Here is a 26,760-nt window from a genome sequence, read left to right as displayed (position 1 = left end):
GACGGGCCGGTGCTGGCGAGAATCCGACATCAATCTCCGCTGTCCTGGACCGCCCCGGATCGCCAGGCGGACTCGCGCAGCAGCCGCAGCCCGTTCAGCCCGACCAGCACGGTCGAGCCCTCGTGCCCGGCGACCCCGAGCGGCAGCGGCAGATGGCCGGCCAGGTCCCAGACCACCAGCACGGTGATGAACGTACCGGCGACGACCAGGTTCTGGACGACCAGCCGGCGGGCGGCCCGGGACAGCCGGACGACCGCCGGGACGGTGACGAGTTCGTCGCGTACGACGACGGCGTCGGCCGTCTCCAGCGCCAGGTCGGAGCCCGCGCGCCCCATCGCCACGCCGGAGTGCGCGGCGGCGAGGGCGGGCGCGTCGTTGACGCCGTCGCCGACGAAGAGCACCTTGCGGCCGCTGTCCTGAAGCTCGCGCACGGCCTTGACCTTGTCCTCGGGCAGCAGGTCCGCCCGGACGTCCGTGAGGCCGGTGGCCGCGGCGACACGGGCGGCGGTGTGCGCGTTGTCGCCGGTGAGCAGGACGGGCGCGGCGCCGGTCAGGGCGGTGAGGGCGGCGGTGGTCGCCGGGGCGTCGGGGCGGAGGCGGTCGGTGAGGGCGAGGGTGCCCACCGGTGTGCCGTCGCGGACCACCCGTACGACGGTGGCGCCGTCGTCCCGGCCGGCGTCCGCTTCCGCACGGCCCACCCGCACCTCGTGCCCGGCCACCACGGCCGTGACGCCCACTCCGGGCAGGGCCGTGAAGGCCTCGGCGGCCGCGACGGCCAGGCCCCTGCCCCGCGCCGCGGTCACGATCGCCCGCGCCAGCGGGTGCTCGCTGGGATGCTCGGCCGCCGCGGCGAGCGCCAGCAGCCCGTCCTCGTCGAGACCGGAGCCCGGCAGCGGCCGTACGTCCGTCACCTCCGGGGCGCCCTCGGTCAGGGTGCCCGTCTTGTCGAGCGCCGCGGTGTCGACCTCGCCGAGCCGCTCCATCGCCACCGCCGACTTCACCAGCACGCCGTGCCGGCCGGCGTTGGCGATCGCGGACAGCAGCGGCGGCATGGTCGCCAGCACGACCGCGCACGGCGAGGCGACGATCATGAAGGTCATCGCCCGCAGCAGCGCGTCCGTGAGGTCCGCGCCGAAGGCCAGCGGCACGGCGAAGACGGCGAGCGTCGCGGCCACCACCCCGACCGCGTAGCGCTGTTCGACCTTCTCGATGAACAGCTGCGTCGGCGCCTTGGTCCGGGAGGCCTCCTCGACCAGCGTCACGATCCGGGCGATCACCGAGTCGGCGGGGTCGCGCCCGACGCGGACGCGCAGCGCGCCGGTGCCGTTGAGGGTGCCCGCGAAGACCTCGTCGCCGGGGCGCTTGACCACCGGCAGGGGCTCGCCGGTGATGGTGGCCTGGTCGGCCTCGCTGGTGCCGTCCAGCACCCTGCCGTCGGCGCCGATCCGCTCCCCCGGCCGGATCAGCAGCAGGTCGCCGACGGCGAGCCCGGCCGTCGGCACGGTCTCCTCGCGGCCGTCGGCCGTCAGCCGGGTCGCGGTGGCGGGAGCCAGGTCGAGCAGTCCGCGCACCGAGTCGGCGGTGCGGGCGGTGGCCAGCGCCTCCAGCGCGCCGGACGTGGCGAAGATGACGATCAGCAGGGCGCCGTCGAGGACCTGCCCGATCGCCGCCGCGCCCAGCGCCGCGACGATCATCAGCAGGTCGACGTCGAGGGTCTTCTCGCGCAGCGCGCGCAGGCCCTCCAGCGCCGGCTCCCAGCCGCCGGTGGCGTACGCGGCGGCGTACAGCGGGCCGGACGCCCAGGCGGGGGCACCGCCCAGGTCGAGGGCGAGGGCGAGCAGGAAGGCCACCAGCGCGGCCAGCGCCCAGCGCGCCTCGGGCAGGGCGAGGACGCGGGTGCGGCGGCGGGGGGCCGTGGCGGTGCGGGCAGGGGGCGCCGTGCGCGGCGCGAGAGTCGCGGACACGCGGGCCACCATACAGGAACACATGAAGAGTCATTCATGCGTTCATATGCGGGGGGTACGATATCGGTCATGGGTCACGGAGCCGCCACCACCGCAGCCGTCGGGCGCGTACGCCTGGACGAGGCCAACGTCGCCAAGGTGGCCACCACCCTCCAGGCCCTGTCCACGCCGTCCCGTCTGCTGATCCTGGCGCGGTTGCGCAAGGGGCCGCTGCCGGCCACCGAGCTGGCCGCGGAGGTGGGCATGGAGCAGTCGGCCTGTTCGCACCAGTTGCGGCTGCTGCGCAACCTCGGGCTGGTGGTCGGCGAGCGGCGCGGCCGGTCGATCGTCTACGCGCTGCACGACCACCATGTCGCCGAACTCCTCGACCAGGCCGTGTACCACGTGGAGCACCTGCGGCTGGGCATCAGCGACGCCGCGGAGTAGGGCGTCCGCCGGACGCCCGCGCCGGAGTGCTCCGGCCGGAACCCCCGGACGCGCGGCCGCCGCCGTCGGGGACGGCGGCGGCGGTGCGGGCCGGGCGGGTCAGCGGGGGGCTTCCCGCCAGGAGGCCAGGGCCCAGATCACGAACACGTCGATCGCCATCAGGACGACCGACCAGACGGGCTGGTACGGCAGGAAGAGGAACTGCAGCACCAGGCTGAGCGCGGCCAGGGTGATACCCGCGAACCGCGCCCACGCCGCCCCCATGAGCAGGCCCCAGCCGGTCACGGCGACCAGGACGCCCACGACCAGGTGGATCCAGCCCCAGCCGGTGAGGTCCAGCTCGTAGACGTACGCGCCGACGCTGGCGTACACGTCGTCCTCGGCGATCGCGGCGATGCCCTGGAGCACCGCCAGCACTCCGCCGCACAGCATCAGCACACCGGCGAACGTGACGCCGCCGGTCACCCAGCCCTCGCGGCGGGCCGTCGGAGCGGTGCGCGTGCTTTCCGTCTGGTGTGCAGCGTGCTGGGCCATGACGGTCGTCCCTTCCGTACCCGGGCAGGTGACCCGGTGTGGGCGTCCCCGGGGGTCTCGCGGTTTCCCCAGGTGGGTGACTCCCAGCCTCCGGTCGCCCGCCGGGCGCCGCCATCCGGGCTGCGCCGACCGGGTGGCGCCGGGCGCTCACATGTTGATCATGTGGCCGGCCAGCCCGTGCACCGCCTCCTTGACCGCCTCGCCCAGCGTCGGGTGGGCGTGCACGTTGCGCGCGACCTCGTGCACGGTGAGGTCCCACTGCTGGGCCAGGGTCAGCTCGGGCAGCAGCTCGGTGACGTCCGGGCCGATCAGGTGACCGCCGATGAGCTCGCCGTACCGGGCGTCGCTGATCAGCTTCACGAAGCCGGTGGTGTCGCCGAGGCCGTGCGCCTTGCCGTTGGCCGTGAACGGGAACGTCGCCACCTTGACGTCGTAGCCCCGCTCGCGGGCCTGCGCCTCGGTGTAGCCGAAGCTGGCGATCTGCGGCCGGCAGTAGGTGGCGCGCGGGATCATCGCGTAGTCGAGTTCCCTCGTCTCGGCGTCCGCGATCGTCTCGGCGGCGACCACGCCCATGGCCTCGGCGGTGTGCGCGAGCATGAGCTTCGCGGTGACGTCACCGATGGCGTAGATGTGCGGCACGGAGGTGCGGCACCGGCCGTCGACGTCGATCGCGCCGCGCTCGGTGACGCGGACGCCGGTGTGCTCCAGGCCGTATCCGGTGACGTTGGGCGCGAAACCGATCGCCTGGAGCACCTTGTCGGCCTCCAGCACCTGCTGCGAGCCGTCCTCGGCGGTGACCGTGACCCGGACCTGCGGACCGGACTCGTCGAGGGCGTCGACGCGGGTCGAGGTCATCACGTCGATGCCCAGCCTGCGGTACTGACGGGCCAGTTCGGCGGAGACGTCGGCGTCCTCCGTGGGGGCGACCCGGTCCAGGAACTCCACGACGGTGACCTGCACGCCGTAGTTGTGCAGCACGTACGCGAACTCGACGCCGATCGCGCCGGCGCCCGCGATGACGACCGACCGCGGCAGGTCCTCGGTGAGGATCTGCTCCTCGTACGTCACGACGCGCGCGGTGCGGCGGGTGCCGGGCAGCAGTCTGGGCGTGGCGCCGGTGGCGATGACGCAGTGGTCGAAGCCGAGGGTGCGGACGTTGCCCTCGCGGTCGGTGACCCGGAGCGTGTGCGGGTCGAGGAAGGTGCCCCGGCCGTCGTACTCGGTGATCTTGTTCTTCTTCATCAGGTAGTGGACGCCCCTGACCCGGCCGTCCGCGACCCGGCGGCTGCGCCGGAACGCCTCGCCGTAGTCGAAGGAGACCTCGCCGTCGACCCTGATGCCGAAGGTCCTGGCCTCGCGGGTGACGATGTGCGCGAGCTCGGCGTTGCGCAGCAGGGCCTTGGTGGGGATGCAGCCGACGTTCAGGCAGACGCCGCCCCAGTACTTCTCCTCCACCACGGCCACCCGCCTGCCCAGCTGGGCGGCACGGACGGCGGCGACGTACCCGCCGGGTCCCGCTCCCAGAACGACGACGTCGAAGCGCTCGTCCTGCTCGTCCATGCGTCAGATCCCTTCCGGTGTGGTGCAAGGGCCGGTGTGGTGCAAGGGATTCTTCCACCCCGCCCGGGCTCGTCGCCACACCGGGGGCCATGACGCCGGTCTCGGCTCGCCCGCGCCGGTGCGGTCAGTGGTTGGGGGCCGCCCGGCTGATGTCCGCCAGCGCGGAGTGCGGGTCCTCGCAGGCGGCGAGGTCGCCCAGGCTGACCACACCGACCGGGTGGCCCTCGCGGTCGACGACGGGCAGCCTGCGCACGGCGTGCTGCCGCATCAGCGCGACGGCGTGGTCGGTGGTGTCGTCCGCCGCCACGGTCACCACAGGGGGGCGGGTGCACAGCGATCCGACCGGGGTGATGCAGGGGTCGCGGGCCTCGGCGACCGCCCGGATCGCGATGTCGCGGTCGGTGAGCACGCCGAACAGATCGCGGCCGTAGGCCACCAGCACGTCGCCGATGTCCCGGTCCCGCATGACCCGGGCGGCGCGGGCCACCGTGGTCATGGGCTCGACCGACGCCGTGCCCGGTGACATCACGTCGCGTACCTGCCTGGTCATGGACACCTCCTGGGGCCGCCGGGTCAGCTGCCGTGCAGTGCTTCCAGCACGTCCTCGTCCGTCAGCTGTTCGAAGTCGTCGTACCAGAGGCCGACCGCGTGGAACGGGCTCGGCCGCAGCAGGCACACCACGTCGTCGGCCTCGGCGCGCAGCAGCTCCACGGCCTCGTGCGAGCAGACCGGCGCGGCGACGACCACCCGCTCGGGCTCCCGGTGCCGCACCGCCCGCACGGCGGCCCGGGCGGTCGAACCGGTGGCCAGTCCGTCGTCGACGAGGATGGCGGTCCGTCCGCGCAGTTCGGCGGCGGGCCGGTCCCGGTGGTACCGCTGTTCCCTGCGGTGCAGCTCAGCCCGCTCCCGGGCCACGACCGGGGCCAGGTCGGCCTCGTTCAGGCCCAGCTGGTCCAGCGCCCGGGTGTCGAACAACGGCGGTTCGTCGCCCGCGATGGCGCCGACCCCGAACTCCTCCTGGAACGGCGCGCCGATCTTGCGGACCACCAGCACGTCCAGCGGTGCGCCGAGGGCCCGTGCCACTTCCCGGGCCACCGTGACGCCGCCGCGGGGCAGGGCGAGGACCACGGGGTCCGGGAGTGTCCCCTTCTCCTGCAGGATGCGCAGATGCCCGGCCAGTTCCCGACCGGCGTGCGCGCGGTCATGGAAACGCATGTGCTCCCCTTCCGCCACGGGGGTCTCGTCGCCCTGTGGTGGTACGGGTTTCCACCATGCGGCACCCGACACGCGGACACGGTGCGGGCCCCCGGCGGGGGCCGGTCCGGCGGTCGCGGGGCGGCTGCCGGCGGGCGGTGCGCTCAGTGCGCCCGGCCCGCGAACGCCTCGTACGCGCGCTGGTCGAAGAGCACGAAGGTGACCTCCTCGACCGCCGTGGGCGTGGTCCGCACCGTCTCGACCGCGATCCGCGCGGCGTCGTCCACCGGCCAGCCGAAGACGCCCGCGGAGACGGCCGGGAACGCGACGCTGCGGGCGCCCAGCTCGTCGGCGACGCGCAGGCACTGGCGGTAGCAGGAGGCCAGCAGCGCGGAGCGGTCCTCCTGTGCGGAGTGGACGGGTCCCACGGTGTGGATCACCCAGCGGGCGTCCAGGTCGCCCGCCGTGGTGGCCACCGCCTGCCCGGTCGGCAGGCCCTTGCCGTAGGAGGAGGCGCGCAGCCCGCGGCACTCCTCCAGGATGGCGGGGCCGCCGCGCCGGTGGATGGCGCCGTCCACGCCCGAGCCGCCGAGCAGCGAGGAGTTGGCCGCGTTGACGATCGCGTCGGCGCTCTGCTCGGTGATGTCGCCCCGGACGTACCTGATGGCGGGGGTCATGTCTGCCGCAGCCTCCTCCAGACGGCCTTCGCCGCGTTGTGCCCCGACATGCCGTGCACGCCCGGTCCCGGCGGGGTCGCCGAGGAGCAGAGGTACACGGCCGGGTGCGGGGTGCGGTACGGGAACAGGGTCGGCCTGGGGCGCAGCACGGTCTGCAGTCCGCTGACCGCGCCGGAGGCGATGTCACCGCCGACGTAGTTGGCGTTGCGCGCGGCCAGCTCGGGCGGGCCGGCGGTGGCGCGGGCCAGGACGCGGTCGCGGAAGCCCGGGGCGAAACGCTCCAGCTGGCGTTCGACGGCGTCGGTGAGGTCCCCGGTCCAGCCGCCGGGGACGTGGCCGTACGCCCAGAAGACCTGCCGGCCGCCGGGGGCGCGGGTGGGGTCCACGACACTGGGCTGGACGGTGATGAGGAACGGGCGCTCGGGCGCCCGGCCCTGGCGGGACACCGCGCGCAGCGCGGCGCCGATCTCCGCGCTGTCCGCGCCGATCTGCACGGTCCCGGCCCTGCGCGGTTCCTCGGCGGTCCACGGCACCGGGCCGTCCAGCGCGTAGTCGATCTTGAAGACGCCGGGACCGTAGCGGTAGCCCTCGTAGTAGCGGCCGAAGCCCGCGATGCGGGCGAGGGCGGTGGGCGAGGTGTCGAAGACGTACGCGCGCGCGGGCGGCAGGTCGTCCAGGCGCTTGACCTCGTAGTCGGTGTGGATCGTGCCGCCGAGGTCGGTGAGGTACGCGGCGAGCGCGTCCGAGAGGGACTGCGAGCCGCCCCGGGCCACCGGCCAGCCCCGGGCGTGCGCGGCGAGCGCGAAGACCAGGCCGATCGCGCTGGTGGCGAAGGAGCTGAGCGGGGCCATGACGTGGGCGACGAGGCCGGCGAAGAGGGTCTTGGCCGCCTCGTCGCGGAATCGGCGGGTCAGCCAGGTCGACGGGGGCAGCCCGGCCAGGCCGAAGCGGGCGAGGGTCACCGGGTCGCGGGGCAGCGCGGTCAGCGGCAGGGACATGAAATCGCGGGCCAGGGTGTCCCACCGGGGCAGGAACGGCTCGACCAGCCTGCGGTAGGCGCCCGCGTCGCGGGGCCCGAGGGAGGCCGCCGTCTCCCCGACCGAGCGGGACAGGACCGCTGCGGTGCCGTCGGGGAAGGGGTGGGCCATGGGCAGCTCGGGGTGCAGCCACTGAAGGCCGTAGCGCTCCAGCGGGAGTGCCCGGAACGCCGGGGAGTTGATGCCCAGGGGGTGGGCCGCGGAGCACGGGTCGTGACGGAAGCCCGGGAGCGTGAGCTCCTCGGTGCGGGCGCCGCCGCCGATCGTGTCCCGGGCTTCGAACACCGCCACGGAGAAGCCGCGGCGGGCCAGCTCCACGGCGGCGGTCAGTCCGTTCGGCCCCGCACCCACCACGACCGCATCGAGCATCGACGGCACCTTCGGACTCCTTCGTCAGCCGATGGCCACTCAGGATCAGGATATGCCGGGGGGCTGACACCCCACCGCGACGGGCCCCCGGCGGCGGTCCTCCCGGGACGGCGGGCCGGCACTCAGACCCCCGACGCCAGCAGCGCCACCACCTGCCGGGCCGTGGCCGCGTCCCGGGCCGCGGTGAACGGCAGGGGGTTGCCGCCCGTGATGCGGAACGGCTCGCCGGTGCGGGTCAGGTGCGCGCCGCCCGCCTCCTCGACCAGCAGCAGGCCCGCCGCGTGGTCCCAGGCGGCCTCCCAGGAGAACGCGACGGCGTCCGACTCGCCCCGGGCGACGGCGAGATACTCCAGACCGGCCGAACCGCACGCGCGCGGGGCGACGCCGTCCGTCCGCAGACCGAGCAGCGCGCGCTTCTCCTCGGGGGTGGTGTAGTCCGGGTGGGAGGTGGCGATCCGCAGGTCACGGCCCGGCGTGGGCGGCCCGGCGAACAGCCGCACGCCGTCGAGGAAGGCGCCCCGGCCGCGGACGGCCGTGGCCAGCTGGTCGCGGGCGGCCGCGTAGGTCCACGAGGCCAGCACGACACCGCGGTGCGCGAGCGCGACCAGGGTGCAGAAGCCGTCGTCGCCGTGCACGAACTGCCGGGTGCCGTCGACGGGGTCGACGATCCAGACCGGGGCGTCGCCGCGTATCGCCGCGTAGGACGCCGGGTTGGCGTGCACGGCCTCCTCGCCGACCACCACGGAACCGGGCAGCAGCGCGCCGAGCGCCTCGGTGAGATACCGCTCGGCCAGGCGGTCTGCGTCCGTCACCAGGTCGTGCGGCCCGCTCTTGCGCTCGACCTCGTGCTCGGCCAGCTGCCGGAAACGCGGCATGATCTCGGCCGCGGCGGCCTTGCGCAGCGCCTCTTCGACATCGGCCGAGTGGCGTACGAGAAACTCGTCGATGGTTTCCATGTCGTCGTTCATGCCTTCCATGAGAGCACGCGGCACTGACAATCCCCGCCGGACCGGTGTATGCCGGGGGGAATCGGGATGAACTCCCGGCGTCGGCCGCCGTTGATCACCGGCCTACCGCATACCCCTGCATCCCGCGCGGATTCGCCGCCGCCGACAGCACGCCCGTCCCCGGATCCCGCGCCACCGCGCACAGCCGCCCCTCCGACCAGTCCCCGCCCACCGTGACGAGGTGGCCGCGCCGCCGCAGTCCCGCGACGACCTCCGGGGCCGTCCGGCCCTCGACCGTCACGCTGCCCGGGCGCATCCCGCGCGGGTGGAAGGAGCCGGGGAAGCTGTCGTTGTGCCAGTTCGGGGCGTCGATCGCGCCCTGGAGGTCGAGTCCGCCGCGGACCGGGGGGCGCAGGGCGAGGGCCAGGAAGAAGTGCAGCTGCCACTGGTCCTGCTGGTCCCCGCCGGGCGTGCCGAACGCCAGCACCGGCACGCCGTCCCGCAGTGCGACCGACGGGGTGAGCGTGGTGCGCGGCCGCCGTCCGGGCGTGAGCGAGTTCGGCAGGTCCTCCTCCAGCCACGTCATCTGCAACCGCGTGCCGAGCGGGAAGCCCAGCTCGGGCACGACCGGGTTGGACTGCAGCCAGCCTCCGCTGGGGGTGGCGGCGACCATGTTGCCCCACCGGTCGACGACGTCCAGGTGGCAGGTGTCGCCGCGGGTGCCGCCGTCGCCGGAGATCTCGGGCTCGCCGGGCACCGGGGACGTCGGGCTCCTGGCGACCGTCGGCTCCCCCGCCCCCATCGGGCTGACGCCCGCCCCGCCCTCGGCGACCTCGTGCGCGTGGGCGCACAGCCGCGGGGTGCGCCCGCCCGGGTACCCCGGCCGCAGCTCGTGCGAGGCCCGGTCGCCGACCAGTCCGCGCCGCTGTGCGGCGTACGCCGGGGACAGCAGGTCCTCCAGCGGCACCTCGCGCGCGTCGCCGTACCAGGCCTCCCGGTCGGCCATGGCGAGCTTGCAGCCCTCGATCAGCAGGTGCACGTAGTCCGCGGAGCCGTACTCCGGCACGTCGTCCGGCAGCAGGGCGAGTTGCTGGAGCAGCACCGGGCCCTGGCTCCAGGGCCCGGCCTTGCACACCGTCCAGCCGTTCCAGTCGTACGTGGCCGGCGCCTCGTACCCGGCGGACCAGCCGGCCAGGTCGTCGGCCGTGAGGGTGCCGGTGTGGCGCTCGCCGCTGGTGTCCAGCGTGGGCCGTGCCGCCTGCCGGGCCAGCGCCTCGGCGACGAAGCCGGTGCGCCACACCCGGCGCGCGGCCTCGATCTGCGCCTCCCGGTCCCCCGCCCCGGCGGACTCGGCGAGCAGCCGCCGCCAGGTGGCGGCGAGCGCGGGGTTGCGCAGCAGCCGGCCGGGGCGCGGGGGCCTGCCGTCCGGCAGGTAGATCTCCGCCGACGAGGTCCACTCCGTCTCGAACAGCTCGCGCACGGTCTCGACGGTCTCGCCGACGCGTTCCACGGGCGCGTGCCCGTGCTCGGCGTACCCGACGGCGTACTTCAGGACGTCCGCGAGCGGCTTGGTGCCGTGGTCGCGCAGCAGCAGCATCCAGGCGTCGAAGGCGCCCGGGACGGCGGCGGCGAGCGGCCCGGTGCCGGGGACCAGGTCGAGACCGAGCCCCCGGTAGTGGGCGACGCTCGCCCCGGCGGGTGCCACGCCCTGCCCGCACAGCACCCGCACCGGACCGTCCGCGGGCGCGATCAGGACGGGCACCTCTCCGGCGGGCCCGTTGAGGTGCGGCTCGACGACGTGCAGCACGAACGCCGCGGCCACGGCCGCGTCGTAGGCGTTGCCGCCGTCCTCCAGCACGGCCATCGCGGACTGCGAGGCGAGCCAGTGGGTGGCGGACACCATGCCGAAGGTGCCCTGGAGGGTGGGCCGGGTGGTGAACACGGGCGGACTCCTCGTCGTACGACGGCGGGTCAGGTGATCGTACGCAGTGGGCGGCGGGGTCCGTCGGACGCCGCGTTTGGCGCGGGCCGTCCGCCGTGCGCGGTCGCCGGCTCCGACTCCTCGGCCCGCGCGGCCAGTTGGGCCCCCTGGTGAAGAGGGGGGCGCCGCATGGCGCGCCGCGGACATAACGGGGCACACAACGCGTCGGCGGTAGGCCTCAGTTACCGCTCAGGTACGGAACGAGTTGGCACTTCCGCCCCACGGACAGACGTGTGACACTGGCGTCCCGTCCGCAGTGCGGACTCCCTCCGCACCGTCCCCCACGAGAAGTGCGCCGTGCGTTCTCTTCCTCTGCCGCTCGCCCTCACCGCGCGTCTGACCCCGGTCGCCGTGCTCGCCTGCGCGGGCTGGGTCCTCACCTCCGGCCCGGAGTCCGCCGCCCCCGCCGCCCAGGACAGGGCGGTGGACCGGACCGGCACCCAGCCCGCGACGGCACCGTCGTCGACGGCCGCGCCGAAGACGTACACCGAGGCGCCGGCGCCGTGCGGCAGCCTCGCCGAGGAGACGATCACGTCGCTGGTGCCCGGCGCCAGAACCGCCGGGAGGGAGATCGACTCCACGGACAGCTCGGTCCGGCGCACCTGCTCCTGGAACGCCCTGAAGGGCTACGACTACCGCTGGCTGGACGTCTCCTTCGAGATCAGCGACTCGGACGACGAGGCGCGGCGGCAGTACGAGCAGCGGATCGAGGAGAAGAGCGGCGGCGGTGCCGTCCCCGGGGTGGGCGACGCCGCCTACTCCGTCGTGAACCTCACCACCGAGGGCGACCAGCGGACCCGCGAGGCCGTGGTGGTCGTGCGGGCGGCCAACGCGCTGGTGGTCGTGACGTACAACGGCTCCGACTTCGAGTCGCAGGACGCGCCCGGCTCGGACGAGATGAACAGGGGCGCGATCAAGGCGGCCAAGGAGGCCGCGGCGGCGCTGTAGCGCCGCGGCCCGCCGCACCGTCGAGGGTGCGGGCCGCGGCGGCGGGCGGTGCGGCGTCCCCCGACGCCCGCTGGGGTGAGCGGCGGTGGCCTGTTCAGGCGCGGACCGCGGGGATGACGTGGGCGCCGTAGGCGTCGACCACCCTCTCCTGCGCGTCGTGCATGTCGTAGACGGCGAACTGGTCGACGCCCAGCGCGCGCAGCGCGGTGAGCTTCTCGACGTGCCGCTCCACCGGCCCGATGACGCAGAACCGGTCGACGATCTCGTCGGGCACGAACCGGGTGTCGGGGTGTCCGCTGCGCCCGTGGTGGGCGTAGTCGTAGCCCTGGCGGGCCTTGACGTAGGCGGTGAGTTCGCCGGGAACGGCCGACGAGTGCTCGCCGTACCGGGCGACCAGGTCGGCGACGTGGTTGCCCACCATGCCGCCGAACCAGCGGCACTGCTCCCGGGCGTGCGCGAGCGCCTCGGGCGAGTCGTCGTCGGTGACGTAGGCGGGGGCGGCCGCGCAGACGGTCACGTCGGCCGGGTCGCGCCCGGCGGCGGCGGCCGCGTCCTTGACCGCCTTGACCATGTACTCGGTGAGATACAGGTCGGCCAGTTGGAGGATGAAGCCGTCCGCCTCCTCGCCGGCCATCTTCAGGGCCCTGGGCCCGTACGCGGCCATCCACACGGGCAGCCGGGCGCCCGGTCCGATCCACGGGAACCTGATCACGGTGCCGCCCAGGTCGGCCTCCCGGCCGCTGCCCAGTGCCCGGATGACCTTCATGGCCTCGCTGATCCGGGCCAGCGTGTTCGGCTTGCGGCCGGCCACCCGCATCGCCGAGTCGCCGCGCCCGATGCCGCACACGGTGCGGTTGCCGAACATGTCGTTGAGGGTGGCGAAGGCGGAGGCGGTGACCTCCCAGGTCCGGGTGCCCGGGTTGGTGACCATCGGACCGACCGTCAGCTTGCTGGTGTTGGCCAGGATCTGGCTGTAGATCACGAACGGTTCCTGCCAGAGCACGGCCGAGTCGAAGGTCCAGCCGTACCGGAATCCGTTGCGTTCGGCGCGTTTCATCAGGGAGACCACCCGGGAGGCCGGCGGGTCGGTCTGGAGCACGAGTCCGAAGTCCATGGGGCAGCTCCTAGCTGAGGTACTGGCAGGTGGAGCGGGGGGTGTAGACGCCGTGCCCGGCGTGCCCGGTGTACTCCCGCTCGGTGATGACCGCGACCCCGCGCGAGAGCACGGTCTCGACGCGGCCGGTGACGCGCTTGCCCTCGTACGCCGAATAGTCGACGTTCATGTGGTGCTCCGCGGCGGACAGCACCTGCTCGGCGTGCGGGTCGTAGATCACGACGTCGGCGTCGGAGCCCGGCGCGATGGTGCCCTTCTTCGGGTACATGCCGAACATCCGGGCCGGGGTGGCGCAGGCGGTCTCGATCCAGCGCCGGCGGGTGAGGTGCCCGTCGAGGACGGCCTGGTGGAGCAGGTCCATGCGGTTCTCCACGCCCGGCAGCCCGTTGGGGATCCTGGAGAAGTCGCCGCGGCCGAGTTCCTTCTGGCCGGTGAAGCAGAAGGGGCAGTGGTCGGTGGAGACCACCTGGAGGTCGTTCGTCCTGAGCCCCTGCCACAGCTTGGCCTGGTGCTCCCGGGGGCGCAGCGGTGTGCTGCACACGTACTTGGCGCCCTCGAAGCCGGGCCCGGCGAGGTCGTCGGTGGACAGGAAGAGGTACTGCGGGCAGGTCTCGCCGAAGACGGCGAGCCCGTCGGCGCGGGCCCTGGCCAGTTCGGCGACCGCCTCCATGGCCGAGACGTGCACCACGTACAGGGGGGCGCCGGCGACCTGGGCGAGCCGGATGGCGCGGTGCGTGGCCTCGGCCTCCAGCAGGGCCTTGCGGACCTCCCCGTGGTGGCGGGGGTCCGTCTCGCCCCGGGCCAGCGCCTGTTCCACCAGTACGTCGATGGCGATGCCGTTCTCGGCGTGCATCATGATCAGTCCGCCGTTGCCGGCGGAGCGCTGCATGGCGCGCAGGATCTGGCCGTCGTCGCTGTAGAAGACGCCCGGGTAGGCCATGAACTGCTTGAAGGAGGTCACCCCCTCCTCCACCAGCAGGTCCATCTCCGCGAGGATCTCCTCGTGCACATCGGAGACGATCATGTGGAAGCCGTAGTCGATCGCGCAGTTGCCCTCCGCCTTGGCGTGCCAGGCGTCGAGGCCCTCGCGCAGGGTGTGGCCGACGCTCTGCACCGCGAAGTCGACGATCGTGGTGGTGCCGCCCCAGGCGGCGGCCCGGGTGCCGGTCTCGAAGGTGTCGGAGGCGAAGGTGCCGCCGAACGGCAGCTCCATGTGGGTGTGCACGTCGACGCCGCCCGGGAGGACGTACTTCCCGGTGGCGTCGATCACCCGCTCGGCCGTCCAGGCCTCGGCGGCCGGGGTGCCGCCGGCGGCGAGGGCGGCGATGCGGCCGTCCTCGATCAGGACGTCGGCGTGGATCTCGTCGGCGGCGGTGACGACGAGGCCACCGCGGACGACGGTACGGCTGCTCATGCTGGTCCCTCCTGTCGGGGCACGGCGGTCACAGACCGCGCAGCGCGCGTTCGAGGACGGCGGCGCCCTCCTCGGCCTCGGCGACGGTCAGGGACAGCGGCGGGGCGATGCGCAGGGCGCTGGTGTCGTGCCCGCCGCCCTTGCCGATGAGCAGTCCGCCCTCGCGGGCCGCCTCCAGCACGGCGGCCGCGGCCTGCGGGTCCGCCTCGCCGGTGCCCGGCCGTGCCACCTCGATGCCGATCATCAGTCCGCGCCCGCGCACCTCACGCACGGCCGGCACCTGCGCGGCGACGGTCCGCAGCCGCTCGATGAGCAGTCCGCCGACCCGGCGCGCGTTGCCCTGGAGGTCGTGTTCCAGCAGATGGGTGAGGTTGGCCAGGCCCGCGGCCATGGTGATCTGGGTGCCGCCGAAGGTGGAGATGCTGTGGGCGTCGAGGCAGTTCATGATCTCGGCGCGGGCGACGACACCGCCGATGGACATGCCGTTGCCGAGGCCCTTGGCGAAGGTGAGCATGTCGGGCGGGCCGCTGCGGCCGTGTGCCTGCCAGCCCCAGAAGTGCTCGCCGGTGCGGCCCCACCCGGTCTGCACCTCGTCGGAGATCCACAGGATCCCGCGTTCGTGGAGCACCTCGCGGAAGGCCGCGTACAGGCCGTCCGGCGGGGCGGTGAAGCCGCCGACGCCCTGGACCGGCTCGGCGATCAACGCGGCCGGCGGGCGGGTGTGGCCGAGCAGGTCGGTGAGGTCATCGACGCAGGCGGCGACGAACGCGTCGTCGTCCAGGGCGGCGTACGGTCCCCGGGAGCGCACGCCGCCGTGGACGTACAGCGTCTGGAGCGGGGACAGCGAGGTCGGTGACCAGCCGCGGTTGCCGGTGATGCCGACGGTGCTGAAGGAGCGGCCGTGGTAGCTGTTGCGCATCGCCAGGACGGTGTTGCTGCGGCGGTACGTCGTGGCCAGCAGCAGGGCGGTGTCGTTGGCCTCGGTGCCGGACGTGGTGAAGAACACCCGGGCGTCCGGGATGCCGCTCAACCGGGCGATGCGCTCGGCGAGTTCGACCATCGGCCGGTTGAGGTACAGGGTGGAGGTGTGGATGACCCGCGCGGCCTGTTCGCTCACCGCCTCGGTCACCTCGGGCAGGGCGTGCGCGGTCATCGTGGTCAGGATGCCGCCGAAGAAGTCCAGATAGCGGTTGCCTGCGGCGTCCCAGACGTGCCGGCCCTCGCCGTGGGTGATCTCGATCGGCTGGTCGTAGTAGAGCGCGAGCCAGTCGGGGAGCACGGCCCGGTGGCGTCCGAGCAGGTCCCCGGTCACGGCCGCACCAGCCCTTCGTAGGCGTCGGGGCGGCGGTCGCGGTAGAAGGCCCACTGCTGCCGCACCTCGTCGATGACGTCGAAGTCGAGGTCGCGCACGAGGAGTTGCTCGGTCCGGTCGTCGGCGACCTCCCCCACGAACTGCCCGCGCGGGTCGACGAAGTAGCTCGTGCCGTAGAAGTCGTTGTCGCCGTACTCCTCGACGCCGACCCGGTTGATGGCGGCGACGAAGTACTCGTTGGCGACGGCGGCCGCCGGCTGTTCCAGCCGCCACAGGTAGCCGGACAGGCCGCGGTGCGTGGCGGACGGGTTGTAGACCAGCTGGGCGCCGTTGAGGCCGAGTTGCCGCCAGCCCTCGGGGAAGTGGCGGTCGTAGCAGATGTAGACGCCGACCTTGCCGGCCGCGGTGTCGAAGACCGGCCAGCCGAGGTTGCCGGGTTTGAAGTAGTACTTCTCCCAGAAGCCCTTGACCTGCGGGATGTGGTGCTTGCGGTACTTGCCGAGGTAGGTGCCGTCGGCGTCGATCACGGCCGCGGTGTTGTAGTAGAACCCGGACTGCTCGACCTCGAACACCGGCACCACCATCACCATGCCGGTCTCGCGCGCCAGGTCCCGCATCCGGCGCACGGTCGGCCCGTCCGGCACCGGTTCGGCCCAGCGGTAGTGCTCCGGCTCCTGCACCTGGCAGAAGTAGGGGGCGTTGAAGACCTCCTGGAACCCGATGACCCCGGCACCCCGCCGGGCCGCCGCGCGGGCGTGCTCCTCGTGTTTCGCCACCATGGACTCGGTGTCGCCGGTCCAGGTGGCCTGGACCAGAGCGGCACGGACGACGTTCGCCATGAGCTGCTCCTTCGACGGGACGTCAGCGCCTCTACGCCCGTAGAGCGGGTCATAGAGGCACGAACGTATGCCTCCGCGCGGGCCTTGCCAAGGCCATCGTCGTCAACCCGCGGAGTCGATCGTGTTTCGCACCCCGGTGGGTGATCGCGGCGGGTGACCGGCGGGGCACGCCTACGCGGTCAGCCCGGCGACCCGCAGGGCGTGCACCAGGTCCCAGTGCCGCTCGGCGGAGACGCCCAGCGCCGCCTCCAGCAGCAGCGGTACCAGGGTCTGCGGGTCGGCCTCGGCGCTGCGCGCGACCTCCTCGGGGGTACGCACCCGCACGTACGCGTCGAGCAGCGCGCGGATCTCGCGGCGCCGGCCGTCGTGGGCCAGTCCGAGCACGGCCCGGCCCACCTCCTCGGCCGGCCGGCCCATGCCCTGGCGCAGGATCTGCTCCCCGTCGGCCGCCCGGCCGGCCGCGACCAGCGCGTCCGCCGCGGCGACCAGCTGACCGGCGGGCAGCGAGGCGGCCTCCCACAGCAGCGTCGCCCAGTCGGCGGCGAGTCCGGCGCGGTCCATCTCGGCGGCGAGCAGCGGCAGGTGGTCGGCGGGCCAGTACGCCGCCTCGACCAGCAGGACGTGCGCCTCCCCCGTGCGGCCCTCGCGGCGCAGCCGCACCAGCGTCGCGACCGTTGCCGCCAGCTCCCGCAGCGCCCCCGCGTCCAGCGGTTCCGCCGGCGGCCCGCCCGGCGCGGGCGGCTCCGCGGCCGCCCCCGCGAAACGGGCGCCCCGCGGGGTCCGGCCGGCGGCGGGGGCGGGGGCGGGCAGGACGGGCACGGCGTCCGGGGCCACGACGGCGGGCACGGCCTCCTCGTCCACCATCCCGGCGAACCGGGCACCGCCCCGGCGGCGCTTGCGCTGCTTGGGGGCGGGGGCCGGGTCGGCGGTCTCCGCCGGGCGGGGGACGGCGTGGGCGGGCGCGGACGGCAGAGGGTGTGCGGCGGTGCCCACCGGGGCAGGGGCCCCGGGGCCCGGTGGCGGCGTCCGGTCGGCGGTGGGCAGGTGGATCCGCCGTGCGCCCCGTACCCGGCCGGGCGCCGCCGGGCGGTCCAGCTCGGCGAGGCGCGCCCGCAGTTCCGCGCACCGCGCCGTCGCCCGGTCGTGGTCGTCCCGGGCCCACGCCAGATCCAGCCGGAGGGCGTCGGCGTCCCCGCGGCTCGCGGCGGTGGGCAGCAGCCGCTCCAGCTCGGCGAGCCGTTCGGCGGCGTACCGCTGCTCGCGCAGCATGAGGCCGAGCCGGTCCCCGAGGGCGTCGCGGCCGCCGGGGCGGGTGTCGTGGGCGAGCAGCGCGGCCGCGTGCAAAGGGCGGGCCCGCTCCTTCCCGGGGACGGCGGCCTCGGGACCGTACTTCGCGGCGAGGTCCTGCAGGAGCGCCTCGACCACGTCCCACGGCGGTACGTCGCGCCCGTCGAGACAGGCTCGCATACCGTCCGGGTCACGCTGCCAGAACACCGCGCACCACCCGGCGCCGTGCTCCAGGCGCGCCAGCAGACCGCTCAGGTAGGCGGCGAAGTCCCGCATCGGACCCGGGAGTTGTTCCACCGACATCGCACACCCCACGTAAGGACCGGAGCACTCCGGGCCGTAGACAACACCAGTCGTGTTACGGGCTCGCTACGGGCAGTTTTCCACGGGAACGCCAAGACCTCGGACCTGCCGCGTCGCGGCGGTGACGTCGGCGGCCTCAGACCCCCGCCGGCGCGCACGCGCCGGCCAGTTCGTCCATGGACAGGCCGAGCACGCGGGCCAGCGCGGCCACCGTGAAGAAGGCCGGGGTCGGGGCACGGCCGGTCTCGATCTTGCGCAGCGTCTCCGCGGAGACGCCCGCGCTCGCCGCCACCTCGGCCATGCTGCGGCCGCCGCGGGCTTCGCGCAGCAGCCGCCCGAGCCGCTCGCCGCGTTCACGCTCTTCCGGGGTGAGTGGGGTGCGCACCATGCCACCATTCTAATACCGGTATAGTAATTGGCATGGTGGAGCTGAAGACAGACACATCGATCGACGCCATGTACGAGGCGGGCCAGGTCGTCGGCCGCGCCCTGACGGCCGTACGCGCGGCCGCCGCCGTGGGCGTCTCCCTGCTGGAGCTGGACGAGGTGGCCCGCGAGGTGCTGCGCGCGGCGGGCGCGACGTCCCCCTTCCTGGGGTACCGCCCCTCCTTCGCACCGACGCCCTTCCCGGCCGTCGTCTGCACCTCGGTGAACGACGCGATCGTGCACGGCGTCCCGAGCGGCTACCGGCTGCGCGACGGCGACCTGCTCTCCGTCGACTGCGGCGCCGAGCTGGGCGGCTGGGTGGGCGACTCGGCGATCAGCTTCACCGTCGGCCGCCCCCGCCCGGCCGACCTGCGCCTGATCGAGACCGCCGAGCGCGCGCTGGCCGCCGGCATCGGGGCGGCCGTCGTCGGCAACCGCATCGGCGACATCGCCCACGCCGTCGGCACGGTCTGCCGCCGCGCCGGTTACGGCATCCCGGACGGCTTCGGCGGCCACGGCATCGGCCGCCGCATGCACGAGGACCCCTCGGTGCCGAACGAGGGCCGCCCGGGGCGGGGCATGCGCCTGCGCCCGGGCATGGTGCTCGCCATCGAGCCCATGGTCCTCGCGGGCGGCCGCGACGACTTCCACGCGGCCCCCGACGGCTGGACCCTCCGCACGAACGACGGCTCCCGCGCCGCCCACGCGGAACACACGGTGGCCATCACCGACTCCGGCCCCCGCATCCTCACGGCCAGGCAGACCCCCTGAGGGAGCCCGGGAAACGCCCCCGAAGCCGCACGAACAGCCGCACGACCATCCGATAGGGCGCGGGGAACCGCGCGACCAGCACCCGCGACCCGCACCCCCGAGGGGCGGGCGGAACCGCGCGACCAACCTCCCGCACCCCGCACCCGACCCACCACGCACACCCCCCAAGGCGCGCGGGGAACCGCCCGGCCAACCCCCCGCACCCCGCACCCGACCCACCACGCACACCCCCCAAGGCACGCGGGGAACCGCCCGGCCAACCCCCCGCACCCCGCACCCCGCACCCCGCGACCGACAACCCACCCGCCCCGGACCCATCGCCCCTCCACATGCCACCCGCCCCCGATCGTGCCAGGGTGTTGGGAAGCGCACCCCCACGCATAGCCGCGCAGCGCACGGGCACTCGTGCACACCGGTACGCCGATCAGCGAAACGGAACTGTGATGACCAGCGGCTTCCCCGGCCCGGAGGGCATGAACTCGGACCCGTTCGGAGAATTCCTGGCCCGCTTCTTCGGCGGACCCCGCCCCGGCCCCCGCCAGATCGACATCGGCCGGCTGCTCAGTCAGCCGGCCCGGGACCTGGTGCGCGGCGCCGCCCAGTACGCCGCCGAGCACGGCAGCCGGGACCTCGACACCCAGCACCTGCTGCGCGCGGCCCTCGCCAGCGAACCGACCCGCAGCCTGCTCAGCCGCGCCGGAGCGGACCCCGACTCCCTGGCGTCGGAGATCGACGAGCGCTCCGGCCCGGTGCAGCACCCGCAGAACGAGGCCCCGCCGCCCACGTCGCTCTCGCTCACCCCGGCCGTCAAGCGCGCCCTGCTGGACGCGCACGACCTCGCCCGCGCGAGCGGCACCGGCTACATCAGCCCCGAGCACGTGCTCAGCGCGCTCGCCGCCAACCCGGACTCGGCCGCCGGGCACATCCTCAACGCGGCCCGGTTCTCCCCCTCCGCGATGCCGCCCGAGGCCCCGGACACCGCGCAGCCCCACCCCGAGCACCCCCGCCCGGCGGCGACGCCGACCGTCGACAAGTACGGCCGCGACCTCACCGAGCTGGCCCGGCAGGGCCGTATCGACCCGGTCATCGGACGGGACGAGGAGATCGAGCAGACCATCGAGGTGCTCTCCCGGCGCGGCAAGAACAACCCGGTGCTCATCGGTGACGCGGGCGTCGGCAAGACCGCGATCGTGGAAGGGCTGGCGCAGCGGATCGCCGACGGTGACGTGCCCGACGTGCTGATCGGGCGGCGGGTGATCGCCCTGGACCTGCCCGGGGTCGTCGCGGGGACGCGTTACCGGGGCGACTTCGAGGAGCGGCTCAACACCATCGTGGGCGAGATCCGCGCCAACTCCGACCGCCTGATCGTCTTCATCGACGAGTTGCACACCGTGGTGGGCGCGGGCGGCGGCGGGGAGGGCGGCTCCATGGACGCCGGCAACATCCTCAAGCCGGCCCTGGCCCGCGGCGAGCTGCACATCGTCGGCGCCACCACCCTGGAGGAGTACCGCCGGATCGAGAAGGACGCGGCGCTCGCCCGCCGTTTCCAGCCGATCCTGGTCCCCGAGCCGACCGCCGCGGACGCCATCGAGATCCTGCGCGGCCTGCGGGACCGCTACGAGGCCCACCACCAGGTGCGCTACACGGACGAGGCCCTGGTCGCCGCCGTCGAGCTGTCCGACCGCTATCTCACCGACCGCCGGCTGCCCGACAAGGCCATCGACCTGATCGACCAGGCGGGCGCACGGGTGCGGCTGCGCGCCCGCACCAAGGGCACGGACGTGCGGGCCATGGAGCGGGAGGCCGAGCAGCTGGCCCGGGACAAGGACCAGGCGGTCGCCGCCGAGCAGTACGAGCAGGCCACGCGGTTGCGGGACCGGATCGTGGAGCTCAGGCGGCGGATCTCGGAGGCCACCGGCGACGGCCAGGCCGACGAGGGGCAGCACCTGGAGGTCACGGCCGAGGCCGTCGCCGAGGTGGTGTCCCGGCAGACCGGCATCCCGGTCAGCAGGCTGACCGAGGAGGAGAAGGAGCGGCTGCTCGGCCTGGAGCAGCACCTGCACGAGCGGGTCGTCGGCCAGGACGAGGCGGTGCGGGTCGTCTCCGAGGCGGTGCTGCGCTCCCGCGCCGGGCTCGCCAGCCCGGACCGGCCGATCGGCAGCTTCCTGTTCCTCGGCCCGACCGGCGTCGGCAAGACCGAGCTGGCCCGCGCGCTCGCCGAGGCACTGTTCGGCAGCGAGGAGCGGATGGTCCGGCTGGACATGAGCGAGTACCAGGAGCGGCACACCGTCAGCCGGCTGGTCGGCGCGCCGCCCGGGTACGTCGGCCACGAGGAGGCCGGGCAGCTCACCGAGGTGGTGCGCCGGCACCCGTACTCCCTGCTGCTGCTGGACGAGGTGGAGAAGGCGCACCCGGACGTCTTCAACATCCTGTTGCAGGTCCTCGACGACGGCCGGCTCACCGACTCGCAGGGCCGCACGGTCGACTTCACCAACACGGTGATCGTGATGACCAGCAACCTCGGCTCGGAGGCGATCATCCGGCGGGGCGCGGGGATCGGTTTCGGCCCGGGTGGCGCCGACGCCGACGAGGAGGCGCGCCGCGAGCAGATCCTGCGGCCGCTGCGCGAGCACTTCCGGCCCGAGTTCCTCAACCGGATCGACGAGATCGTCTGCTTCCGCCAGCTCACGCCGGACCAGCTGCACGCCATCACCAACCTGCTGCTGGAGCGCACCCGCCGGCTGCTGCACGCCCAGGGCGTCACGGTCGAGTTCACCGATCCGGCCGTCGACTGGCTGGCCCGCCAGGGCTACCAGCCGGAGTACGGCGCCCGTCCGCTGCGCCGCACCATCCAGCGCGAGGTCGACAACCAGCTCTCCCTCCTCCTGCTGGACGGCCGGGTGAAGGAGGGCGACCTGGTCCTGGTGGACGTGACGAACGGCAGGCTGGACTTCCGGGCCGGGAGCGCGACCGCGTAGACGCCCCCGCCTGCGCGACCACGCAGGCGCACCGCCGCAGGCGCCACGCGCGGCCACGACGCCGCAGGCGCCGGCGCGGCCGCTCATGCGCAGGTGTGCTCGCGGCCGCGTTGGCGCAAGTGTGGTAGCGGCCGTACGCGCAGGTGTGGTAGCGGCCGTACGCGCAGGTGTGGTAGCGGCCGCGCGGCGCCGGCGTCACCGCGCCGGTGACACCACCATCGCCGAGCCGCCGCCGCGCCGGGTCTTCTCGGCCGCCGCCAGCCACGCCCCGCCCGGCAGCCGCTGCACGCCGGTGGCGGCGCCGATCTCGGGGTTGAGGCGGAAGGAGTGGCCGATGTCCTGCAACCGCTGCCGCAGCCCGGTGTCGTCGTACAGGCCGGGCTCCAGTTCGGTCTGGGCGGCGTTGCGCTGACTGGCCCGCGGCGCGGCGATGGCCTCGGCCAGCGGCAGCCCCCGGTCGAGGAAACCGGTCAGCGTCTGCAGCACGGTGGTGACGATGGACGCGCCGCCCGGCGAGCCCACCGCCACCACGGGCCGGTCATGCGCGTCCAGGACGATCGTCGGCGCGATCGACGACCGCGGCCGCTTGCCCGGACCCGGCAGGTTCGGGTCGTGCACGGCCGGGTCGGCGGGGGCGAAGGAGAAGTCCGTCAGTTCGTTGTTGAGGAGGAACCCGCGGCCGGGCACGGTGATGGCGCTGCCGCCCATCTGCTCGATGGTCAGGGTGTAGGAGACGACGTTCCCCCACCGGTCCGCCACCGTCAGATGCGTGGTGTGCTCGCCCTCGTACGTCGTCCGGACGGCCTTCCCCGCCGTGCCGCACGCCGCCGGATCGCGCGGGTCACCGGGCGGGAGCGGGCTGGTGAGCACGGCGTCGTCCTTGATGAGGCAGGCGCGCGCGTCGGCGTACCGCTGCGACAGCAGTTCCTTCGTGGGGACGTCCTCGAAGACGGGGTCGCCGACCCAGCGCCCGCGGTCCGCGAAGGCGATCCGGCTGGCCTCGATGAAGCGGTGCAGGTAGGCGACGTCGCTCGCCTCGGACAGGTCGGTGTTCTCCAGGATGTTGAGGGCCTCGCCGACCGTGGTGCCGCCGGCCGAGGACGGGGCGGCGGAGTAGACGTCGAGACCACGGTACGACGTCCTGGTCGGCGCCTGCGGCTTGGCCCGGTAGGCCGCCAGGTCCCGCGCGGACAGGTCGCCGGGGCGGGCGTTCCAGCCCGCACCGGGGTCGACGGGCGGCTTGTTGACCGTGTTCACGACATCCTCGGCGATGTCGCCGCGGTACATCGCGCGCACGCCCTCCCGTCCCAGCTCCCGGTAGGTGCGGGCGAGGTCGGGGTTCTTGAAGGTGGATCCGACGACCGGCAGCGCGTCGCCGGGCAGGAACAGCTCGGCGGTGTCGGGGAAGTAGCGGAAACGCGTCTCGTTCAGCGCGGCCTGCGCGCGGAAGGTGGCGTCCACCGTGAAACCGTCGCGGGCCAGCCGCTCGGCCGGCCGCAGCAGGGTCGCGAGCCGTTCGGTGCCCCACGCGTCGAGCGCGGTCTGCCAGGTGGCGGGCGTGCCCGGGGTGCCGACCGCGAGGCCGCTGCTGACCGCCTCGGCGAACGGCAGCGGTGCGCCGTTCTCCACGAACAGGTCGCTGCGCGCCGTCAGCGGCGCCGTCTCGCGGCCGTCGACGGTGTGCACCCTGCGGGAGCGGGCGTCGTAGTAGACGAAGTAGCCGCCGCCCCCGATGCCGGCGGAGAACGGTTCCGTCACCCCCAGCGCGGCGGCGGTGGCGACGGCCGCGTCGACGGCGTTGCCGCCCTTCTTGAGCACCTCGATACCGACGGCGGAGGCGTTGACGTCGGCGCTGGCCACCGCGCCGCCGTGGCCGACGGCGACCGGGACCTTCTCCACCGGCGTGGTCCGGGGGGCCGGGGGCCCCGCGGCCCCCACCGACACCACGGCGGCCGTGACCGCCAGAACCGTCAGTTTCCGCACGACAGGGCGACGCATCAGCACCTCCAGTCAGGGACCGTCCGCGCAGCCTATGTCATAGGCATGCCCGCGTCAGGAGCACACATCACCACCCTCGAACATGATTTCCCCGCACCCGCCGGCACACGCGCCCATGGCGGACGACGTGCGCGACATCGTCCTCGGCGTGATCGCGGCCGGCCTGAGCGCCGCGATCGGCCGGCCGGGCCGCAAGCACGGCAACCACACCTTCGTACCGCTGCTGAAGGTGGTGAACTCCCAGGTGTACGGGCCGGACGTGGTGGAGCCGGTCGCGGACGCGATCCCGGGCCGCCCAGGCACCGCTCCCGGCGGCGGGCGGCACCCGCACCCCGCACCGCGCCGCCCAGGCGCCCAGGGCCTGCCCTCACCTCCTTGTCCGCGCGCCCCGCACCCAACGATTGTTACTTGTACGTAACTTACCGATGGGTTACCAGCGGTAAGTCCTCGCGGTTACCGTCGGGTCACTTTCCACTTGCACGAGTGAGGAGTGACCCGTGGGACTCCCCCGCAAGGCCCTGCGCACGACCGCCGTGGGCGCCGTCTCCGCGACCCTGGTCGCCGGAAGCGCCCTCGGGCTCGCCCCCGCCGCCCAGGCGGCCGTGAACACCGTCCGCTTCGCCGACATCACCGGCGACGGCGGCATCGTGCTGAAGGCGAACGCCGTCACGCCCGCGGGCGCCGACGCCGGACGCCGCTACCCGCTCCTGGTGCTGCCCACGAGCTGGGCCACGCCCCAGACCGAGTACCTCGCCCAGGCCCAGAAGCTCGCCGACTCGGGCTACGTCGTCGTCACGTACAACTCCCGCGGCTTCTGGCAGTCCGGCGGATACATAGAGGTCGCCGGGCCACCCGACACCGCCGACGCGTCCCGGGTCATCGACTGGGCGCTGGCCAACACCCCGTCCGACGCCGAGCGCGTCGGCATGGCGGGCGTCTCCTACGGCGCCGGCATCAGCCTGCTCGCCGCCGCGCACGACCCGCGCGTCAGAGCCGTCGCCGCGCTCAGCGGCTGGGCCGACCTCATCGACTCGATCTACTCGGGCCGCACCCCGCACACCCAGGCCGCCGCCCTGCTGCTGGGCACCGGCCGGCTCACCGGCCGGCCCAGCGCCGAACTCCAGCAGATCTTCGCGGACTTCCTCGCCTCCGGCCCGGCGAAGGAACCCGAGCTGATCGCCTGGGGGAAGAGACGCTCCCCGGCGGCCCACGTCGACCGGATCAACGACAACGGCGCCGCGATCATGCTCGCCAACGCCTGGGGCGACTCGATCTTCCCGCCCGGCCAGTACGCCGACTTCTACGAGGAACTGACCGTCCCCAAGCGCCTCGTCCTGCGCCCCGGCGACCACGCGACCGCCGAGGCGACCGGGCTGCTCGGCCTGCCCAACGACGTGTGGACCGACACCGAGCGCTGGTTCGACCACCACCTCAAAAGCGAGGACAACGGCGTCGGCCGCGAGCAGCCGGTCCGCCTGAAGTCCCGCACCGGCGGCGGCTACGAGGGCTACCCGGACTGGAAGTCGGTCGCCGCGACCAGCCGGAAGATCGACCTCGCGGACCCGGCCACGGTCCACACGAACGTCGACTCGGGTGCCGACGGCGGGGTCGTCCTCCTGTCCAGCCTGTTCGACCAGATCGCCCAGGTGCCCCCGACGGCCTCCGTCCCGCTGCTGCCGCGCCGCTGGGCCGCCGTGTGGCAGTCGGAGCGGTACGCCACGGCCCAGCGGGTGCGCGGTACCGCGAAGCTGCACACGACCCTCACCCCGACCGCGCGGAGCGGAACCCTCGTCGCGTACCTCTACGACGTGGGCCCGCTCGGCGTCGGCAAGCTGGTCGGCAACGCGCCGTACACCTTCCACGGCCGTACGCCCGGACAGCCGTTCGGCGTCGACCTGGAACTGTTCTCCACCGCGTACGACGTCCCGGCAGGGCACCGGCTCGCCCTGGTCGTCGACACGGTCGACCCGCTCTACACCGAGCACAACCCGTCCGGCGCGCGGCTGACCTTCTCCTCGCCGGCGAACGACCCGTCGTACGTGTCGATTCCGCTGCGCGAGCAGTGATCTCCGACCGCTGCCGGACGGGTCTGGCTCGGGGTACCGCCGCCCCCCGCGGTCGAACGGCCGCGGGGGAACCCGGCACGGGGCTGAACGGCACATCGTAGTCGAGGTCCGCCGCCCCCGAACGCGGCCGGTGGCAGGCCGGGTTCGGGGCGGTGACCGGGGCGCCGGGAAGGACGGGGCACGCGGCCGGCGCGGGCCTCAGGACTCGGCGACCTCCGCGTACAGCTGCGACAGCTCGGGCACCCCGCTGGCGGCCCACTCCTGACCGCACGCCACGACGTCGAACTCCCGGCCGGACGCCAGCCGCACCACCGGCTGCCCGTCCGGCCAGATCTCCCACACCGCGCCGGGCACCGTGCGCACGATCACCGTGCCCAGGTACAGGCCGGCGTCGTTGCCCAGCCAGGGCAGGATCTCCGCGTCGTCCCGCCAGCGCGGCAGCAGCTGGTCGAGCGCCTCCAACGAGGCGACGCTGTCGTCGAGTTGCACGCCCACCCGGCCCGCCTGGGAACGGAGCAGCTCGCACTCGGCCAGGAGCTCGGCGATGCCCTCGGGGTCGAAGACCCCGGGCCTGCGGCGTCGGTGGCCCAGGAAGGGGATGTTCATACGTCCAGC

Annotated in this window: 23 protein-coding genes; 6 read left to right on the top strand and 17 right to left on the bottom strand. The window is 74.1% G+C overall.

Translation table 11 applies throughout. From position 1 onward, the window contains the following. Positions 1-29: 29 nt before the first annotated feature. Positions 30-1,976, bottom strand: coding sequence for a heavy metal translocating P-type ATPase (locus ACFF45_RS23530; RefSeq protein ID WP_381348429.1), 1,947 nt, complete (start codon positions 1,974-1,976; stop codon positions 30-32). A gap of 57 nt (positions 1,977-2,033) precedes the next feature. Between ACFF45_RS23530 and ACFF45_RS23525 the strand changes: the two genes are divergently transcribed. After that, complete coding sequence (locus tag ACFF45_RS23525; protein ID WP_381348428.1) at positions 2,034-2,390, top strand: ArsR/SmtB family transcription factor; 357 nt, start codon at positions 2,034-2,036, stop codon at positions 2,388-2,390. 99 nt (positions 2,391-2,489) lie between these two features. Here ACFF45_RS23525 and ACFF45_RS23520 read toward each other — a convergent pair whose 3' ends face one another. From ACFF45_RS23520 to ACFF45_RS23485, 8 genes are all read right to left on the bottom strand, one after another. Continuing rightward, positions 2,490-2,924, bottom strand: coding sequence for a DUF7144 family membrane protein (locus tag ACFF45_RS23520; protein WP_381348427.1), 435 nt, complete (start codon positions 2,922-2,924; stop codon positions 2,490-2,492). A 147-nt stretch (positions 2,925-3,071) separates the two neighbouring features. Further along, the gene (gene lpdA / locus ACFF45_RS23515; RefSeq protein ID WP_381348426.1) at positions 3,072-4,484 is read right to left on the bottom strand and encodes a dihydrolipoyl dehydrogenase; all 1,413 of its coding nucleotides are present in this window, start codon (positions 4,482-4,484) and stop codon (positions 3,072-3,074) included. Between the two features lie 124 nt (positions 4,485-4,608). Further along, the gene (locus ACFF45_RS23510; RefSeq protein ID WP_381348425.1) at positions 4,609-5,034 is read right to left on the bottom strand and encodes a CBS domain-containing protein; all 426 of its coding nucleotides are present in this window, start codon (positions 5,032-5,034) and stop codon (positions 4,609-4,611) included. A gap of 23 nt (positions 5,035-5,057) precedes the next feature. Next, positions 5,058-5,699: a phosphoribosyltransferase gene (locus ACFF45_RS23505; protein WP_381348424.1), complete on the bottom strand. Its 642-nt coding sequence runs from the start codon at positions 5,697-5,699 to the stop codon at positions 5,058-5,060. 143 nt (positions 5,700-5,842) lie between these two features. Further along, entirely contained in the window at positions 5,843-6,355 is a 513-nt protein-coding gene (locus ACFF45_RS23500; RefSeq protein WP_381348423.1) for an O-acetyl-ADP-ribose deacetylase, read from the bottom strand. After that, the gene (locus tag ACFF45_RS23495) at positions 6,352-7,761 is read right to left on the bottom strand and encodes a phytoene desaturase family protein (protein WP_381348422.1); all 1,410 of its coding nucleotides are present in this window, start codon (positions 7,759-7,761) and stop codon (positions 6,352-6,354) included. The genes ACFF45_RS23500 and ACFF45_RS23495 overlap by 4 nt, the downstream gene beginning before the upstream one ends. Before the next feature lie 122 nt (positions 7,762-7,883). Next, entirely contained in the window at positions 7,884-8,729 is an 846-nt protein-coding gene (locus ACFF45_RS23490) for an inositol monophosphatase family protein (protein WP_381348421.1), read from the bottom strand. Positions 8,730-8,823: 94 nt separating this feature from the next. Then, positions 8,824-10,650 carry a gamma-glutamyltransferase family protein gene (locus ACFF45_RS23485; protein WP_381348420.1) on the bottom strand — a complete coding sequence of 609 codons (1,827 nt, stop codon included), beginning with the start codon at positions 10,648-10,650 and terminating at the stop codon, positions 8,824-8,826. A 336-nt stretch (positions 10,651-10,986) separates the two neighbouring features. Here ACFF45_RS23485 and ACFF45_RS23480 point away from each other — a divergent pair, with 336 nt between their 5' ends. Further along, positions 10,987-11,637, top strand: coding sequence for a hypothetical protein (locus ACFF45_RS23480; RefSeq protein WP_381348419.1), 651 nt, complete (start codon positions 10,987-10,989; stop codon positions 11,635-11,637). A 94-nt stretch (positions 11,638-11,731) separates the two neighbouring features. Here ACFF45_RS23480 and ACFF45_RS23475 read toward each other — a convergent pair whose 3' ends face one another. The 6 genes from ACFF45_RS23475 to ACFF45_RS23450 all read right to left on the bottom strand — a co-directional run bounded on the left by ACFF45_RS23475 (position 11,732) and on the right by ACFF45_RS23450 (position 18,294). Continuing rightward, positions 11,732-12,751, bottom strand: a complete 1,020-nt coding sequence (locus ACFF45_RS23475; protein WP_381348418.1) for a TIGR03842 family LLM class F420-dependent oxidoreductase — start codon at positions 12,749-12,751, stop codon at positions 11,732-11,734. A gap of 10 nt (positions 12,752-12,761) precedes the next feature. Then, positions 12,762-14,165, bottom strand: a complete 1,404-nt coding sequence (gene hydA / locus ACFF45_RS23470; RefSeq protein ID WP_381348417.1) for a dihydropyrimidinase — start codon at positions 14,163-14,165, stop codon at positions 12,762-12,764. A gap of 28 nt (positions 14,166-14,193) precedes the next feature. Further along, positions 14,194-15,477, bottom strand: a complete 1,284-nt coding sequence (locus ACFF45_RS23465; protein ID WP_381348416.1) for an aspartate aminotransferase family protein — start codon at positions 15,475-15,477, stop codon at positions 14,194-14,196. Next, positions 15,474-16,316, bottom strand: coding sequence for a nitrilase-related carbon-nitrogen hydrolase (locus ACFF45_RS23460; RefSeq protein WP_381348415.1), 843 nt, complete (start codon positions 16,314-16,316; stop codon positions 15,474-15,476). Before ACFF45_RS23460 ends, ACFF45_RS23465 begins: the two co-directional genes overlap by 4 nt. A gap of 171 nt (positions 16,317-16,487) precedes the next feature. Beyond that, the gene (locus ACFF45_RS23455) at positions 16,488-17,906 is read right to left on the bottom strand and encodes a hypothetical protein (protein WP_381348414.1); all 1,419 of its coding nucleotides are present in this window, start codon (positions 17,904-17,906) and stop codon (positions 16,488-16,490) included. A 136-nt stretch (positions 17,907-18,042) separates the two neighbouring features. Further along, on the bottom strand, positions 18,043-18,294 hold the full coding sequence (locus tag ACFF45_RS23450) for a helix-turn-helix domain-containing protein (RefSeq protein WP_381348413.1): 252 nt from the start codon (positions 18,292-18,294) through the stop codon (positions 18,043-18,045). Between the two features lie 32 nt (positions 18,295-18,326). Between ACFF45_RS23450 and map the strand changes: the two genes are divergently transcribed. Both map and ACFF45_RS23440 read left to right on the top strand, forming a co-directional pair. Next, entirely contained in the window at positions 18,327-19,103 is a 777-nt protein-coding gene (gene map, locus ACFF45_RS23445) for a type I methionyl aminopeptidase (protein WP_381348412.1), read from the top strand. A 443-nt stretch (positions 19,104-19,546) separates the two neighbouring features. Next, the gene (locus ACFF45_RS23440) at positions 19,547-22,081 is read left to right on the top strand and encodes an ATP-dependent Clp protease ATP-binding subunit (RefSeq protein ID WP_381348411.1); all 2,535 of its coding nucleotides are present in this window, start codon (positions 19,547-19,549) and stop codon (positions 22,079-22,081) included. A gap of 195 nt (positions 22,082-22,276) precedes the next feature. Here the strand turns inward: ACFF45_RS23440 and ggt are convergent, their stop codons facing one another. Beyond that, positions 22,277-24,079, bottom strand: a complete 1,803-nt coding sequence (gene ggt / locus ACFF45_RS23435; protein WP_381348410.1) for a gamma-glutamyltransferase — start codon at positions 24,077-24,079, stop codon at positions 22,277-22,279. A 115-nt stretch (positions 24,080-24,194) separates the two neighbouring features. Between ggt and ACFF45_RS23430 the strand changes: the two genes are divergently transcribed. After that, the gene (locus ACFF45_RS23430; RefSeq protein ID WP_381348446.1) at positions 24,195-24,497 is read left to right on the top strand and encodes a hypothetical protein; all 303 of its coding nucleotides are present in this window, start codon (positions 24,195-24,197) and stop codon (positions 24,495-24,497) included. Positions 24,498-24,576: 79 nt separating this feature from the next. Next, entirely contained in the window at positions 24,577-26,145 is a 1,569-nt protein-coding gene (locus ACFF45_RS23425) for an alpha/beta fold hydrolase (RefSeq protein ID WP_381348409.1), read from the top strand. Positions 26,146-26,343: 198 nt separating this feature from the next. Here ACFF45_RS23425 and ACFF45_RS23420 read toward each other — a convergent pair whose 3' ends face one another. After that, positions 26,344-26,751 carry a DUF6278 family protein gene (locus ACFF45_RS23420; protein ID WP_381348408.1) on the bottom strand — a complete coding sequence of 136 codons (408 nt, stop codon included), beginning with the start codon at positions 26,749-26,751 and terminating at the stop codon, positions 26,344-26,346. Between the last annotated feature and the right edge of the window lie 9 nt (positions 26,752-26,760).

Origin of the sequence: Streptomyces cinereospinus, assembly GCF_042430725.1 — a bacterium.
Classification (GTDB): Bacteria; Actinomycetota; Actinomycetes; order Streptomycetales; family Streptomycetaceae; genus Streptomyces; species Streptomyces cinereospinus.
The sequence above is the reverse complement of the archived record's forward strand: the minus strand, read 5'-3'. Positions and strand labels throughout refer to the sequence as shown.

Coding starts and splice junctions, on each gene's coding strand:
- ACFF45_RS23475 (WP_381348418.1), bottom strand. CDS start 12,751: ATGGACTTCGGACTCGTGCTCCAGACCGACCCGCCGGCCTCCCGGGTG.
- hydA (WP_381348417.1), bottom strand. CDS start 14,165: ATGAGCAGCCGTACCGTCGTCCGCGGTGGCCTCGTCGTCACCGCCGCC.
- map (WP_381348412.1), top strand. CDS start 18,327: ATGGTGGAGCTGAAGACAGACACATCGATCGACGCCATGTACGAGGCG.
- ggt (WP_381348410.1), bottom strand. CDS start 24,079: ATGCGTCGCCCTGTCGTGCGGAAACTGACGGTTCTGGCGGTCACGGCC.
- ACFF45_RS23450 (WP_381348413.1), bottom strand. CDS start 18,294: ATGGTGCGCACCCCACTCACCCCGGAAGAGCGTGAACGCGGCGAGCGG.
- ACFF45_RS23500 (WP_381348423.1), bottom strand. CDS start 6,355: ATGACCCCCGCCATCAGGTACGTCCGGGGCGACATCACCGAGCAGAGC.
- ACFF45_RS23495 (WP_381348422.1), bottom strand. CDS start 7,761: ATGCTCGATGCGGTCGTGGTGGGTGCGGGGCCGAACGGACTGACCGCC.
- ACFF45_RS23440 (WP_381348411.1), top strand. CDS start 19,547: ATGACCAGCGGCTTCCCCGGCCCGGAGGGCATGAACTCGGACCCGTTC.
- lpdA (WP_381348426.1), bottom strand. CDS start 4,484: ATGGACGAGCAGGACGAGCGCTTCGACGTCGTCGTTCTGGGAGCGGGA.
- ACFF45_RS23525 (WP_381348428.1), top strand. CDS start 2,034: ATGGGTCACGGAGCCGCCACCACCGCAGCCGTCGGGCGCGTACGCCTG.
- ACFF45_RS23460 (WP_381348415.1), bottom strand. CDS start 16,316: ATGGCGAACGTCGTCCGTGCCGCTCTGGTCCAGGCCACCTGGACCGGC.
- ACFF45_RS23455 (WP_381348414.1), bottom strand. CDS start 17,906: ATGTCGGTGGAACAACTCCCGGGTCCGATGCGGGACTTCGCCGCCTAC.
- ACFF45_RS23505 (WP_381348424.1), bottom strand. CDS start 5,699: ATGCGTTTCCATGACCGCGCGCACGCCGGTCGGGAACTGGCCGGGCAT.
- ACFF45_RS23530 (WP_381348429.1), bottom strand. CDS start 1,976: ATGGTGGCCCGCGTGTCCGCGACTCTCGCGCCGCGCACGGCGCCCCCT.
- ACFF45_RS23430 (WP_381348446.1), top strand. CDS start 24,195: ATGGCGGACGACGTGCGCGACATCGTCCTCGGCGTGATCGCGGCCGGC.
- ACFF45_RS23490 (WP_381348421.1), bottom strand. CDS start 8,729: ATGAACGACGACATGGAAACCATCGACGAGTTTCTCGTACGCCACTCG.
- ACFF45_RS23420 (WP_381348408.1), bottom strand. CDS start 26,751: ATGAACATCCCCTTCCTGGGCCACCGACGCCGCAGGCCCGGGGTCTTC.
- ACFF45_RS23520 (WP_381348427.1), bottom strand. CDS start 2,924: ATGGCCCAGCACGCTGCACACCAGACGGAAAGCACGCGCACCGCTCCG.
- ACFF45_RS23510 (WP_381348425.1), bottom strand. CDS start 5,034: ATGACCAGGCAGGTACGCGACGTGATGTCACCGGGCACGGCGTCGGTC.